10 protein-coding genes are annotated in these 14,251 nt (G+C 62.4%); 5 read left to right on the top strand and 5 right to left on the bottom strand.

Going from position 1 to position 14,251, the window contains the following annotated elements; genetic code table 11:
• Window positions 1-185: 185 nt before the first annotated feature.
• Window positions 186-866: a LysR substrate-binding domain-containing protein gene (locus ACP7B7_RS31090; RefSeq protein ID WP_308923093.1), complete on the bottom strand. Its 681-nt coding sequence runs from the start codon at window positions 864-866 to the stop codon at window positions 186-188.
• On the opposite strand from ACP7B7_RS31090, the gene betC reads away from it, so the two are divergent.
• The 5 genes from betC to ACP7B7_RS31065 are packed head-to-tail and all read left to right on the top strand — an operon-like array spanning window position 856 to window position 7,458.
• Window positions 856-2,412 (top strand): choline-sulfatase, encoded by a 1,557-nt coding sequence (gene betC, locus ACP7B7_RS31085; RefSeq protein ID WP_426079272.1) that lies wholly within the window; start codon window positions 856-858, stop codon window positions 2,410-2,412. The genes ACP7B7_RS31090 and betC overlap by 11 nt on opposite strands.
• On the top strand, window positions 2,409-3,344 hold the full coding sequence (choX, locus tag ACP7B7_RS31080; protein WP_308923094.1) for a choline ABC transporter substrate-binding protein: 936 nt from the start codon (window positions 2,409-2,411) through the stop codon (window positions 3,342-3,344). The genes betC and choX overlap by 4 nt, the downstream gene beginning before the upstream one ends.
• A gap of 36 nt (window positions 3,345-3,380) precedes the next feature.
• The gene (locus ACP7B7_RS31075) at window positions 3,381-5,612 is read left to right on the top strand and encodes a TonB-dependent receptor (RefSeq protein WP_426079271.1); all 2,232 of its coding nucleotides are present in this window, start codon (window positions 3,381-3,383) and stop codon (window positions 5,610-5,612) included.
• Between the two features lie 15 nt (window positions 5,613-5,627).
• A complete protein-coding gene (locus ACP7B7_RS31070; protein WP_308923096.1) occupies window positions 5,628-6,599 on the top strand; it encodes an ATP-binding cassette domain-containing protein in 972 nt (323 codons plus the stop codon).
• A 1-nt stretch (window position 6,600) separates the two neighbouring features.
• Window positions 6,601-7,458, top strand: coding sequence for an ABC transporter permease (locus tag ACP7B7_RS31065; protein ID WP_374694221.1), 858 nt, complete (start codon window positions 6,601-6,603; stop codon window positions 7,456-7,458).
• Here ACP7B7_RS31065 and ACP7B7_RS31060 read toward each other — a convergent pair.
• Genes ACP7B7_RS31060 through ACP7B7_RS31045 form a run of 4 tightly spaced genes read right to left on the bottom strand, consistent with a single transcriptional unit; the run spans window position 7,421 to window position 14,059 of the window.
• The gene (locus tag ACP7B7_RS31060) at window positions 7,421-8,635 is read right to left on the bottom strand and encodes a Wadjet anti-phage system protein JetD domain-containing protein (RefSeq protein WP_308923097.1); all 1,215 of its coding nucleotides are present in this window, start codon (window positions 8,633-8,635) and stop codon (window positions 7,421-7,423) included. The two genes, ACP7B7_RS31065 and ACP7B7_RS31060, sit on opposite strands and share 38 nt — an antisense overlap.
• Window positions 8,632-12,030 carry an ATP-binding protein gene (locus ACP7B7_RS31055; protein ID WP_426079270.1) on the bottom strand — a complete coding sequence of 1,133 codons (3,399 nt, stop codon included), beginning with the start codon at window positions 12,028-12,030 and terminating at the stop codon, window positions 8,632-8,634. The genes ACP7B7_RS31060 and ACP7B7_RS31055 overlap by 4 nt, the downstream gene beginning before the upstream one ends.
• A complete protein-coding gene (locus ACP7B7_RS31050; protein ID WP_374694280.1) occupies window positions 12,027-12,623 on the bottom strand; it encodes a DUF4194 domain-containing protein in 597 nt (198 codons plus the stop codon). Before ACP7B7_RS31050 ends, ACP7B7_RS31055 begins: the two co-directional genes overlap by 4 nt.
• Window positions 12,623-14,059: a DUF3375 domain-containing protein gene (locus ACP7B7_RS31045; RefSeq protein WP_426079269.1), complete on the bottom strand. Its 1,437-nt coding sequence runs from the start codon at window positions 14,057-14,059 to the stop codon at window positions 12,623-12,625. Before ACP7B7_RS31045 ends, ACP7B7_RS31050 begins: the two co-directional genes overlap by 1 nt.
• Window positions 14,060-14,251 lie beyond the last annotated feature (192 nt).

Genomic DNA, 14,251 nt, shown 5'->3' with positions numbered 1-14,251 from the left:
ACGGTATTCGGTGCTACGTTTCGCGCTATCGACAAAGCGTTGTGTTTGTCAGCTGCGAAGAAGGAAGAGTATGAAGCATTTCGCTAAATCCGTCAACACCTTCTTTTTTCTGCTTCACTCGGCATTTGCATGCGTCGTTCAGCGAGGGGGCGAATTATAGCCAAGCGCCGCGTGGCCTGCAAGGACTATTTAAGCTCTTCGCAACCAGCCACGATCCACTCGCGAAAGCTGTCCAGCGCCTCCCATGGCTCACGCCCGCGCGGCTGCACCAGGAAGTAGCCGCGCCGTGTGCGCAAGGACGGCACCGGCAGGCTGGCCAGCTGACCATCACGCAGCAGCGCATCGACCAGCGGACGCCAGCCCAGCGCGACGCCGTGACCGGCGACGGCCGCCTGGATCAGCAAGGGATAATTGCCCAAGGTCAGGCTCTGCAGCTCGCCGTCGCTTGGCAAGCCCTGCAGCTGCGCCCATTCCTGCCAGGTCATCCACGGTTCCTGGCCGCTGCTGCCCAGATGCAGCAAGGGCAAGGCCATCACTTGCGCCGGCGTGCCGCCGGCCGCCAGATGCCGTTCCAGCATGGCCGGGCTGCACACAGGCACCACCTCTTCCGGCAGGATTTGCTGCGCATCGCAGCCCGGCCATTGCCCGTCGCCAAACGAAATCGCCAGGTCGACCGCTTCGCCGCGGATATCAAACGCCTGTTGCGAGGTGACGATGCGCACGTCCAGCTCCGGGCGCCGCTGCTGAAACTCCGCCAGGCGCGGCATCAGCCAGAACTGGGCAAAGCCGAAGTCGGCCGCCACCGTCAGCACCTGCCGCGTACGCCGCGTGCGGATCTTGTCGACCGCCACGTGGATGGCGGCCAAGTGTTCCCTTACCGCCTCGTGCAGGGCGGCGCCGTCCGCCGTCAGGCTCACCCCTGGCGCCCTGGCCGCTTACGGCAACCAGGTTACGCGCACGCCGCATATCGATGCGCTGGCGTCGGCAGGCGTGGTATTCGAATCGGCCTATTGCAACTCGCCCCTGTGCGCGCCTTCACGCTACGCGCTGATGAGCGGCAAGCTGCCGTCGAAAACGGGCGGCCATGACAATGCGGCGGCACTGTCGTCCGAAGCGGTGACCTATGCGCATTATTTCCGCCATGCCGGCTATCGCACCATTTTGTCGGGCAAGATGCATTTTTGCGGCGCCGACCAGTTGCACGGTTTCGAAGAGCGTCTGACCACCGATATCTACCCGGCCGATTTCGGCTGGACACCGGACTGGCAACGCCCGGACGTGCGCCCCAGCTGGTACCACAATATGACGTCGGTAACCGATGCCGGCCACTGCGTGCGCAGCAACCAGCTCGACTTCGACGATGAAGTGGTGTTCGCGGCGCGCCAGAAGCTGTTCGACCTGGCGCGCGATCCCGACCAGCGCCCGTTCTGCATGACGGTCTCGCTGACCCATCCGCATGACCCGTACGCGATATCCTCGCCTTACTGGGAGCTATATAGCGACGAAGAAATCGACATGCCGCGCGTGCCCGCTGCGCCGCAGGATGACGATCCGCATTCACGCCGCCTGCGCGCGGTAAGCGGCCTCGACCAGACACCGGTCACGCCGCAGCAGGTACGCCAGGCGCGGCGCGCCTATTACGGCGCCATCTCGTATGTCGACGAGCAGTTCGGCGTGCTGCTGCGCGCACTGGAACACAGCGGACAGCTGGACAACACCATCATCATCGTCACCTCCGACCATGGCGACATGCTGGGCGAACGGGGCCTCTGGTACAAGATGAGTTTTTTCGAGCCGTCCGCCCGCGTACCGCTGATTATCCATGCGCCGCAGCGCTTTGCCGCGCACCGGGTCGCCGCCTCGGTGTCACATGTCGACCTGCTGCCGACCCTGCTCGACCTGGCCCATGGCGGCGAAACGCCATCGGCCAGCGCCGACTTTCCGCTGGAGCTGGACGGCCGCAGCCTGCTGCCGCATCTGCAACAACGGGGCGGCCACGATGAAGTGGCGGCCGAATACCTGGGCGAAGGCGCACTGGGTCCGATCGTCATGCTGCGCCAGGGCGATTATAAATTCATCCATGCGGCCACCGACCCGGACCAGCTGTATCACTTGCCCAGCGACCCCGACGAATTGCGCAACCTGGCGCAGGACGCCGGCAGCGTTGAAGTGCTGCAAGGCTTTCGCGCACAGGTCGCCAACCGCTGGAACCTGCCCCAGCTGCATGAACAAGTGGTCGCCAGCCAGGTCCGCCGCCGCTTTATCGGCGCGGCCAATATGCTGGGCGCGTATCACGCCTGGGACTATCAGCCGCCGCACGACGCCAGCCGCCGCTATATCCGCAATCACCTGGACCTCGATGCGCTGGAAGCACGCGCCCGTTTTCCTGTCCCGCAACGGAGCGATGCATGAAACGTCTTTTCCTGGCAGCCCTGCTGTGCGCAGCCATCTTGCCGATTCACGCCGCCGAACCTGACGCCTGCCGCCTGGTACGCATGGCAGACCCCGGCTGGACCGATATCGGCGCCACCAATGCCCTGGCCGGCATCGTGCTCGAAGCGCTCGGCTATGAACAGAAGGTAATGCCGCTGTCGGTACCGATCGCCTATGCGGGTCTGCAGAAGGGCCAGGTCGATGTGTTCCTCGGCAACTGGATGCCGGCCCAGAAGCAACTCGTGACGCCGTTGCTGCAGGCCGGCACGATCGAGACCGTGCGCGCCAACCTGCCTGACGCCAAGTTCACCCTGGCCGTGCCCGACTATGTGGCGCGCGCCGGCGTGCGCACCTTCAGCGATCTGGCCAAACATGCGGACAAGTTCGACCGCAAGATCTACGGCATCGAATCGGGCGCGCCCGCCAACCAGACCATCAAGAAAATGCTGGCGGAAAAAAGTTATGCGCTCAGTGGCTGGACACTGGTCGAATCGAGCGAACAGGGCATGCTGAGCCAGGTAGCCCGCAAGAACCGTGGCCAGCAGTGGATCGTGTTCCTGGCGTGGGAGCCGCACCAGATGAACAACAACTTCAAGCTGGTCTACCTCGATGGCGGCGACCAGTATTTCGGCCCGCGTTTCGGCAGCGCCAGTGTCAACACGGTGGCGCGCCGCGGCTACCGTGCCGCCTGCCCGAATCCGGGAAAACTGTTTGCGCAGCTGGAATTCACTGTCGCGCTCGAGCACGCCATCATGGCCGACATGCTCGACAAGAAACAGACGGCGCGCGCCGCCGCCCTGCGCCAATTGTGCGCCAGGCCAGAGCTGATCAATGCCTGGCTGGCCGGCGTGACCACCCGCAGCGGCGCCGACGGCGCAGCCGCCGTGCGTGCGCGCCTTGCGCAGCCCTGATTCTTTCTCATTCCCACACCACCGCCGGAGCCACTGATGTCAAGCAAGCCAACTGCACTGCGATTCAAACCCCTGACCTTTTTCGTGCTGCAAGCGCTTGCCTGCTCGGCCTACGCCGTTGATACGGCGCCGGCCGAAGTACCGGACGCGCCGGTCGAAACCGTCTTCGTGCAAGGCCAGGGCCGCCAGGTACAAAATATTACGCGTAAGAACCTGGCCGAAGCCACGCCCGGCACCAGCCCCTTGAAAACGCTTGAAAAACTGCCCGGCGTGTCGTTCCAGTCGGCCGACCCGTTTGGCGCCTACGAATGGTCGGCGCATATCTCGATCCGCGGCTTCAGCCAGAACCAGCTCGGTTTCACCCTGGACGGCATTCCGCTGGGCGACATGAGCTACCGCAACCATAACGGCCTGCATGTCAGCCGCGCCATTTCGTCCGAAAACATCGGCAACGTCAGCGTGTCGCAAGGCACGGGCGCGCTGGGTACGGCCTCGACCAGCAACCTGGGCGGCACGGTCAGCTTCAGCACAAGGGGACCAGCCGACACGGCCGGTGCCGCCCTGGCGCAAACCCTGGGCAGCGACAATACTTCCCGCACCTACCTGCGCTACGACACGGGACTGCTGTCGACCGACACCAAGGCCTATGTTTCGCTGACGCGCCAGCGCGCCGACAAATGGAAGGGCGACGGTGGCCAGGACCAGGATCTGTTCAATTCCAAGGTGGTGCAAAAACTGGGCAACAGCCAGCTCAGCACCTTTTTTAATTACTCCACGCGCGATGAGACCGACTACCAGGATCTGTCCTTCGACAGCGTCAAGCGCCTTGGCTACAAGTGGGACAACTACGCCCCCGACTGGCAGCGCGCCGTCAATGCGGCCAAGGGCGTCTACACGGGAGGCGTCAACAATCTCGATGACGCGTATTACCTGGGCCGCGGCCTGCGCAACGACTGGCTGGGCGGCGTCGCCTTTGACTGGCAAGCGAGCGACACCGTGCGCTTGAAAACCACCGCCTACGATCACCGCAACCATGGCGAAAGCCACTGGTATACACCGTACACGCCCTCGTCGGCCAGCGTGCCGATCTCGGTGCGGGCGCAGGAATACAAGATCGACCGCCATGGCGTGGTCAGTGACCTGAACTGGGAAATCGGCAATCACACTGTCACGGCCGGTGTCTGGGCCGAGCGCAGCGTGCACAGCTGGACGCGCAGCTTTTACGCCGTGAATGGCCCGGAAAGCACCGACCACTTCCTGTCCGATCCATTTTCCACCGTGATCGCACAGCGCTTCGTCAGCAAGACCACCCAGTTCTACCTGCAGGACAACTTTGCGGCCTTGAACGACCGCCTCAATCTGAGCTACGGCTTCAAGAGCACCAAGGCGCGCATCAAGGGCGACAACCAGGCGGGCGGGCGCGCCGGCGGCACCCTGGAAGCATCGAAAAAATTCCTGCCGCAAGCGGGCCTGACGTTTGCGTTGAGCGGCCAGGATGAACTGTTCTCGTCGTGGGCCAAAAACATGAACGCCTACCAGGCGGGCGCCGACGGTCCGTTCTCGCAAACCCAGGAAGCGTTCGACCTGAGCAAAGGCAAGGTCAAGCCACAAACCTCGACCACCATCGACCTGGGCCTGCGTTCGCGGCGCGGTCCGGTGCAAGCCTCGATCGCCTTGTACGCGGCGGACTTCAAGAACCGCCAGCTCAATGTGGCCACCTGCACCGGCATCGTCGGTTGCCCGACCACGCTGACCAATGTGGGCAAGGTGGAAACCAAGGGGGTCGAAGCGGCGCTGGACTGGAAGATCTCGTCGCAATGGGCCTGGTTCAATTCGTTTACCTATAACGACTCGTCGTACAAATCGGCGCCGCTGTATTACGAGGGCGCCACCGCCATCAACGTCAACGGCAAGCGCGTGGTCGATGCGCCGAAAGTGCTGTTCAACACGGAATTGTCGTACGAGCGCGCCGGCTGGTTTGCCAAGGCCGATGCCAAGTACACGGGCCAGCGTTACTACACTTACCTGAACGACAGCCCGGTGCCGTCGTTCTGGCTGGCCAACCTGAGCGGCGGCTACAAGCTGGGCAATATCGGCCCGTTCAAGAGCGCCACCGTGCAGCTGAACGTGACGAATCTGCTGGATAAACGCTATTACGCCACCATCGGCACCAACGGCTTTGCCAGCAGCGATCCAGCGGGCAGTTTTGCCACCATGCTGGTCGGCGCCCCGCGCGCGGCCTTCTTGACCATCAGCGGCAAGCTGTAACCACGAAAGAACACCATGGCCTCCATCAAAGTGTCATTACGCCAGGTCGGCAAAGTCTTCGATGCCGGTATCGCACCGGCGCTGGACAATGTCTCGCTCGATATCGCCGAGGGCGGCATCTGCGTGCTGATGGGGCTGTCCGGCTCCGGCAAGTCGACCTTGCTGCGCACCATCAATGGCCTGGCCGTGCCGACCACGGGCCAAGTGCTGGTCGACGGCGTCGACCTGGCGGGACTGTCCGCGCGCCGCCTGCAGCAATCGCGGCGCGACACGATGGGCATGGTGTTTCAATCGTCTGCACTGTTTGCGCACTTGCGCGTGATCGACAACGCCGCCTTCGGCCTGGAGCTGGCCGGCGTGGACCGCAAGGAACGCCACCGCCGCGCCAGCGCCGTGCTGGAACAGGTGGGACTGCTGGCCCATGCGACACAGTATCCGCATCAGTTGTCGGGCGGCATGCGACAACGGGTGGGACTGGCACGCGCGCTGGCCGTCAATCCCTCGCTGCTGCTGATGGATGAGGCGTTCTCGGCGCTCGACCCGCTCAAGCGCCGCGAGATGCAGGAGCTACTGTTGGATCTGCAGCGCGCACAGCGCCGCACCATCGTGTTTGTCTCGCACGATATCGACGAAGCGCTGCGCCTGGGTGACCAGATAGCATTGTTGCACGCAGGAAAACTGCTGCAACAGGGAACGCCGCGCGAATTGCTGGCCCATCCCGTCAACGAGCATGTGCGCGCATTTTTCGACAGCGCCGATACCTCGGGCCACTTGCTGGCCAGCGACCTGATCGACCATGAGGCGAGTGCCACCACCGTGCCCGAAGCCATCGGCGTGGCCGCCGACAGCCGCCTGTCCGAACTGATGCCGCGCCTGGGCGCCTTCCGTTTGCCCCTGACCGTGCGCGACGCCAGCGGCATGGCGCTCGGCCTGATCACCGCCGCCAGCGCACTGCGCACCATCACGCGCGCCAGCGCCAGGAACTGACATGGACCAGGCTTTTTTTGAACAACTGCATGCCTGGCTGCCGCTGGGCAGCTGGATCAATACGACCGTCAGTTTTCTGATGGAACACAATGGCGGCCTGTTCGACAACGCCGGCCAGGTGATCGAACAGCTGTCGATCGCGGCGGAAAAGCTGCTGCAACTGCTGCCGGCCTGGCTGATGATCGGACTGGTTGCCGCGCTGGCCTGGCGCCGCCTGTCATGGCGTTTCGCCGTGTTCACAACATTGGCGTTGCTGCTGATCGCCGTGCTCGGCTACTGGCCGCAGACCATGGTGACACTGGGACTGACCTTGTCGGCCACCCTGATCAGCCTGGTATTAGGCGTGCCGCTGGGCATACTGGCCGCGCGGCACCGCCACCTGCATGCGCTGCTGCGGCCGGCGCTGGACTTCATGCAAACCATGCCTGCGTTCGTTTATCTGATTCCGGCCGTGATGCTGTTCGGCCTGGGCCGCGTGCCCGGCATTATCGCCACCGTGATTTTCGCCATGCCGCCGGCGGTGCGCCTGACCACCCTGGGTATCTTGCAGGTAGATAAGGAACAACTGGAAGCGGGCCAGGCCTTCGGAGCCAGCCGCTGGCAATTGCTGTTCAAGGTGCAACTGCCCTTGGCCTTGCCGGCGCTGATGGGCGGCATCAATCAAACCATCATGATGGCGCTGTCGATGGTGATCGTCACCTCGATGGTGGGCGCCGGCGGCCTGGGCGGCGAAGTGCTGAGCAGCATCCAGCAACTGGACGTGGGCCTGGGCTTTGAAAGCGGGCTGTGCGTGGTGCTGCTGGCGATTATTCTGGACCGCATCACCCAGAGTTTTGGACAGCACGAATCGCCGCGCTGACCCAATGAAAACCCAGGCGTTCCTGTTCCATGCGCAGGCGCTCGCCCAGCACATCGTCCCGCAGCAGTTGAAATAATGCCTGCTCGTCCGGCGTCAACCGGCCCAGGCTGCCGGTATAACGTTTGTGCGTCTCTTCACTGCCCCACAACACGCGGTGCGCTTCCAGGGTCGCCAGATCCATCAGCATGGAGCGCGCTTGCGGCAACAAGCCGCGCAGGCGGTCGAGAATCGCAAAGCCATGCGTATCGATATCGCCCCAGTAGATGATCTGCCTGTCATCGAGCCAGCGCACATCGGCCAGGCGCTCGATACCGTAACCGCCGCCAAAGATCACCATGCTGTCCGGCACCTCCGGAAACGCCAGGCCGTTGATTTCGTTCTCGGTAATGAACACCCGTTTGACCGTGGCGTGCAAGGCGGCAAACTGCGCCACCGGCACGCTCAGGTCGGACAGGCCACCGATATGGTGACGGGCGTCGAGCAAACGAAAACGGATCAGTGCCGGCTTGGCCAGCAAGCCATAACGCGCTTCAAATTGACGCGCGCCAACGGCGTCTGCATTGACGGCTTCGGGCGGCAGCAACTGGTCCAGCAGTTCCGCCAGCAAGGCCTTGCGCGTTTCAATGAACTTGCCATCCACGCCGGCAATATCGAGTTCGCGCAGATACATCCCCGGTCGTGGATGGGCGACAAACCATTGCAGGATCGCCAGGATGCGTGACCATGCGCCCGCCTGTTCCAGCACCGTCATCGAACGGCGCTGCAGCCAGCCGGCCAGCGCTGGAAACAGCTGCAGGGTGATGGCGGCAAGCTGCTCGAAACGCCGCTTGTCCGCCGCCTTGCCGATCAGTTTCAAGGCATCCGTTTCGTCGGCCACCACCACTTGCACCGGCACCCGGTTGCGCCCCAGCTGGCGATGATTGATCTCCCGCCACTCGATCACATAACCATAGCCCTTGTGGCTTTTGCTGCCGTCCTCCAGTTGCCGTATCCAGCGCCGCACGGCGTCGAACTGCTCGCCCATCATCGCGGCGCCGGGCTGGCGTACAGGCAGCGTCATGGGAAACAGCGGTATTGCCGTGACATGCGCGGCCAGCCAGCTGCCGCTGTTCCACAGGCGCAACAAGTGCGCCTGGATGGCGGCCGGCGTGGTCCATTTGCTGCTCATGTCACTCATGCGCTGCGCGCCTCGCGCTCGGCCTGGTACTGCTCGATGCTCAGGCAACGCAACATCGATTGCCGGCCCTCTTCGCTGTGCACGAAACCCAGGCCGGCGACATAGGGTTCGATGATATGGATTTTCTGCAAGGGTGTGACGATCAGCAATTGCAGATTCATGCGCTTGAACAGTTCCAGTCCATAGCGCGCGGATTCATCCGAACCGCGGCCGAACGCTTCGTCGATCACGACAAAACGGAAGGAGCGCGAGCGCACCACGCCCCATTCGAGGCCGAACTGGTAGGCCAGGCTGGCAGCCAGCACGGTATAAGCCAGCTTTTCTTTCTGGCCGCCGGACTTGCCACCGGCATCGGTGTAATGCTCATGTTCGCGGTCATCTTCACGCCAGCGCTCGGACGCCGAAAAGACAAACCAGTTGCGCACGTCGGTCACCTTGCGCGTCCAGCGCTTGTCCACTTCGGCGCTGCCGCTGCGGCCACGGAAACGCTCGATGATGGTTTTCACTTGCAGGAATTTGGCTTCCGAATATTCTTCGTCGCTCGACCCGGTCAGCGCGCCTTCGGTGCAGGCACGCAAATCGGCCTGGAAATCGCGCAAGTCGGCGTCCAGGTTGGGCTCGGCTTCCAGCGCGATATAGCGGTTGGGGTTGTAATCGATATCGTGCAGCGAGCGGTTGATGATATCGATGCGTTCGCGGATGGTTTCCCGCTCGCGCTTGAGCTGCGACTGGAAGCCGGCAATTTCGCGGATCGTGTTTTCATTGAGCAGCTCCTTGAAGCGCTGCGCAAAGCGCGGCAAATCATCGGCCTGCAGCGCCGCCAGCATCTTGCCGAATTCACTGGCGGCATTGATGCTGACATCGACTTCACGCGTATCGAGCGGCCAGGCCGTCACGTAATCGCTCATGGCACTGATGATACGGTCGCGCAAGCCGGCGATTTTCTTGCTGTCAGCATCGATACGCGCCTGCAGGAAACCGCGCATGTCTTTTTCACGGTTATCGCACGACTCCACCGTCAGCTTGTGTTCGGCCAGGGCTTCCGCCTGCAACTGCCGCAGCAGAGGAAAATACAGCGCACGCGCAGGCGCCGGCGTGGCGTCCAGCAACTGTGCGCAGTCGGCCAGCTGGCGCCGCGCCAAGTCCTGGCGTTCGCTGAACCTGGCATGCTCGGAGGTGTGACGGCTGAGGTCCTCGTCCGTGCCGGCTTGCGCTTGCGTCAGCGCCTCAAGCTGGCCCTGCAGCTCTTGCAGCAGATCGGACGCCGCTTCCAGTGCCTCTTTTTCACGCAGCAATTGTTCGATCGCCAGCAGCAGCGGCTTCCAGTCCAGTTCGCCGAAATGCTGGAACACCGCCAGTTGCTGCCAGTGACCCAGGCGGTCCTGATGCGTTTTGACATCAATCCCCAGTGCACTGATGCGCGCACGATGGGCGGTGATGCGCAATGACAAGTCACGCGCCTGCTTTTCCAGCGCCGCGATCTTGGCCTGGTTGGTCCAGCCCAGCACATAACGGGTGCGGTCTTGCAACGAATGACGGTCATCCTTTTCATGGCGCTCGCCGCCCGCCTTGATCTGGCCGTTGCGCGTGATGGCCAGTTTTTCGCGCTGGAATTGCTGCAGCGAGTCACAGCAGGCATAGTCGAAACGCCGCGCCAGTTCACTGGCGATCCAGGGATAAAATGCGGAATCGGGCTTGATCGACAGCTTGCGCACCAGCGAATCCGGATGCAGCGGACGCGCTTCCGGCAGATTGAGCGCGCGCACCCGAAAATACACCAGGCGGGCGCCAAGATGGCTGCGGTCAACCCACGCCGCCACCGCCGCATAATGGGCTTCCGGCACCAGCAGCGCCAGACCGAAATTGTGCAGCAGGCGTTCGGCCGCGCCCTCCCACTCGCCGGCATCGTCGCGTACCTGGATCAGCTCGCCAACAAAAGGCAGCTCGTCACCATCGAGATCGAGCGCGCCACACAGCAAGTCGCGCAGTTTCAGCATCTGGCCCGGAATATTCGAGCGGCGCTGGCGCAACGATGCGAGCTCCGCCGATATCTCGCCATGACTGGCACCCAGTTCGCGCACCATGACGCCCGCCTCGGTCAGGCTGTTCTGGCACTCGTCGCGCTGCGCCACGCATTGCACCTGGCCACTGTCGATGGCACGCAGATTGGCGCGAAAACCTTCGTCATCGGCCGCACCCGGCAAGCCCAGCGCTTGCGCCAGTTGCTCGTAGAGCGCCGCGCGCCGCGCGCGCTCATCCTTCAGCGTTTGCTGGCGAGCAATCTCGGCGTCGATCTGCGCCAGGCGATTGCCGCCGTTGGCGGAAATGGCTTCGCGGATGGCATCGCGGCGCAGGCCTTGCTCGATACGCAGCTGTTGCAGCCGCTGCAGGCGCGCGGCCGTTTTTTCCAGCTCCAGCGCCAGTTGTTCCAGGCGGCTTTCCAGCAGCTCACTTTTCAAGGCGGCAAACCACGGCCGCAGCGCTTCGCGGCAACCGCGCAATTGCTCATCCTGCTGCTGCAAGCCGGCATGGCGCGCGCAATCGGCAGTCAGCGGCAGCAATTGCTCGATCTGCTGTTTCGCCTTCAGTACCGCTTCGTGCGCGCGATGCAGATCATCGAAATGGGCGATCAGGGCGGCGATGCGCTCTTCGACGGGAAACGCTTCGAGCATATGCTCGCGCACGAAGTCGGTCAGGTTGCCGACCGATTTCATCGATACCGTCTGGTGAAACAACTCCATCGCCTGTTCATTGCCGATGCCGAAACGGCGGCGGAAATCGGCGCCATACGGTGGAAAGCTGTCGTGCAGGGTGACGCCCTTGCTGGCGCGCAGGCGCTTGCGCAACTGGTTGATATCGGTGCCGAAGCCGGCGAACTGGTCCGCGATCGACAAGGCACTGTCCGCCACCACATAAAAGCGCTCGGGCTGGCCGCGCGCATCCTTGAGCCAGAAGACCTGCGCCAGGGTCACTGTCTGATCGTAGCCCTCGTTATAAAACACGCCAAGGATCACGGCATAGGTATTCTGGTCGCGCAAGGCGACCGCGCGCGCCGTGCTGCCCGTGTCGCCGCGTTCCGATTTGTAATGGCCCAGCACATAGGTGCGCAGGCTGCGCTCATGCGCATCGGCGCCAGCGGCCTTGTTGTAGGAAATCTTTTGCGCGGGCACCAGCAAGGTGGTGATCGCGTCGACCAGCGTCGACTTGCCCGAACCGATGTCACCGGTCAGCAGCAGATTGTCGCCGCCCGGATGCAGCTTCCACACGCGCGCATGGAAGGTGCCCCAATTCAAGACTTCGAAGTGATGCAGGCGAAAGCCGGCGCGCTCCAGGCTCGCCGGGTTGGCGACATCAAGCTGGGGCGTTACACCGTCCTCATGGTCACGCGCCGTCATCCCGCATCCTCCGACAGTCCCACGCCATGGCTGGCGTAATCGTTCAGGCGTTGCTCGAAATCGCTGAGCCATTGAGCATCGACAAAAGCCTTCAAAATGCGCCGCACCTCGAATTGCTGATCCTGACCACGCAAACGATACAGGAAGCCCAGTTCGACCACCTTGTTCAAATGCGTCTCCATGCGGTCGAGCAAACGCGCTTCATTGGCGGTATCGGGGAGGAAAAGACGCAATTGTTCGGTGATCTGCTCACGGCTGACGATCAAGCGCGTGTCGCCGGCATTGCTGTCGAACTCCGCCAGCTTTTTACGCAACAGCACCAGGATCAAACTGACCGGATAACTGAGCTGGCGGCGCGGCACCAGGCGCGGCAGGGCAACCTCCCCCTCCGGCGTGGCGCGCTGGCGCAGATAGGCATAGCCCTCGGCTTCATCGAGTATCAGTTCCAGGCCGATGTGCTGGCAATAGTCACGCACGCGCGCTTGCAACAGCAACAGCGGCTGCCACAAGGCGACATCGTTTTCCTGGTACAACACGCCTTGCATCAAGGCGATCAGGATCTGGCTGTAATGGGTTTCGCTGGAAGAATTCATCATGCGCTGAAAATAAGGAGAGGCACCGTGGCAATGCGCGCACGACCTTGGGCATCGGTCCAGTGTATCGTTTCTTCTTGCGTATCGTCGATCACGCTGGGCAATTCCTGCGTCGCCAGGCTCAGATAAGTCGCCAGTTCCGCCAGGCCTTGCTCGAGCGGATACTCGGCGATCAGTGCGGCGAGCGACACTTGCTTGCGCTCCTGCAGCGCACGCCGGATATGCGACGCCAGTTTCAGGCGATCGACGTAGATCTGCTCGAACAAGGCATCCGACGGCACCGGTTCGGCCGCTTCATCAAGCATGCCCTGCAAGATGACGGGTTTGAACGGCGGCGCAAACAAGGTGCGGTCCATCGGCGCCAGCACATTCGGCGCCGCGGCGTCGATATCGATAAAGGCCGCATGCTCGACCACCGCGCGCGCATCGATCGCCTTTTTTTCTATATCGCGTATCAACTGCATGATGCGGCGATTTTCCAGCCAGGCCTGGTCGTCGAGATAGCGCCGCAGCTGTTCGGACAAACGCGCCACCGTGCGCTGCGTCACTTCGCCCGCCTCCAGCCAGTCGTAATGAATCCGCAGCAAACGGCCATCGGGCGCCAGTTCGCGTACCGGATCGAGCGCCATGACCGCATTCAACAGCGCCGTCAATTCATCCTGGCGCGATGGCGACATCAACAGGTCCCAGAAGGCGCGAAAACTTTTACCCTCATCGGAATCGGCGATCACATCGCGCTTGCCGAAAATCTCCTGCAGCAATTCACCCTTGCTGCCCTCCCAGGTAGCAATACGTTCACGTACCGAGCGGTCCAGGCTGCGAAAATTATGCTCGACGGCGCGAAAGTCGGACAACAGCTCGCGCGCCGTCGACGACATTTGCAGGAAGCGTTCGCGTATCTGGGTCGGCTCCATCATGTCGAGCCGGCCCTGGGCGATTTGGGCGATTTCCGCATCGATGGCCGCCTTGCGTTTTTGCAGCTCGGCGATACGGGTACGGGGATTCAATTCCGTGCCATCGATAATCTGCCGCAGCAAATCGAATACCGTCATCAGGCGCGATTCGGTACCGATGAATTGGCGCTGCCCCAGGCCGAGCAGCCATGCGATCGCCTGTTCGGTCGGCGACGTCAGATCGTAATGTGGCTCGTCCTGGCCACTCGGATAATATTTACGCAGCCAGCCCCGTTCGTCGGAAGCCCAGTCGTCCAGATATGCCGTCGCGCTTTTCGGAAACAACACCTCGCCAGCCAGTTCATGCAGATGATACAGATGGTCGTCCAGATGCGACGCCAGTTGCTGGCGTGCGATGGTACGGATATTGGGCGCAATAAAATGACGATGCAGGAAACTGGCGATCATCGGTGCATGATCGGCGGCAAGGAGGCGCCACGCCGGATGGCTGCGCCGCTGGGCTGAGAGCTGTTGATAATCCATCGGCATGCGTTTCGTGGTGTATGGAGCACTGTAGCACCGAACGATATGCATGTTGATGCTAAAACCACCAGACGAAAAAAAACCCGACCATTTCTGATCGGGTTTTCTCCTACTACGTATAACAAGCCTGACGATAACCTACTTTCACACTGGTTGCAGCACTATCATCGGCGCAAAGTTGTTTCACGGTCC

Origin of the sequence: Janthinobacterium sp. PSPC3-1 (assembly GCF_049896105.1) — a bacterium.
Classification (GTDB): Bacteria; Pseudomonadota; Gammaproteobacteria; order Burkholderiales; family Burkholderiaceae_D; genus Janthinobacterium.
The sequence above is the reverse complement of the archived record's forward strand: the minus strand, read 5'-3'. Positions and strand labels throughout refer to the sequence as shown.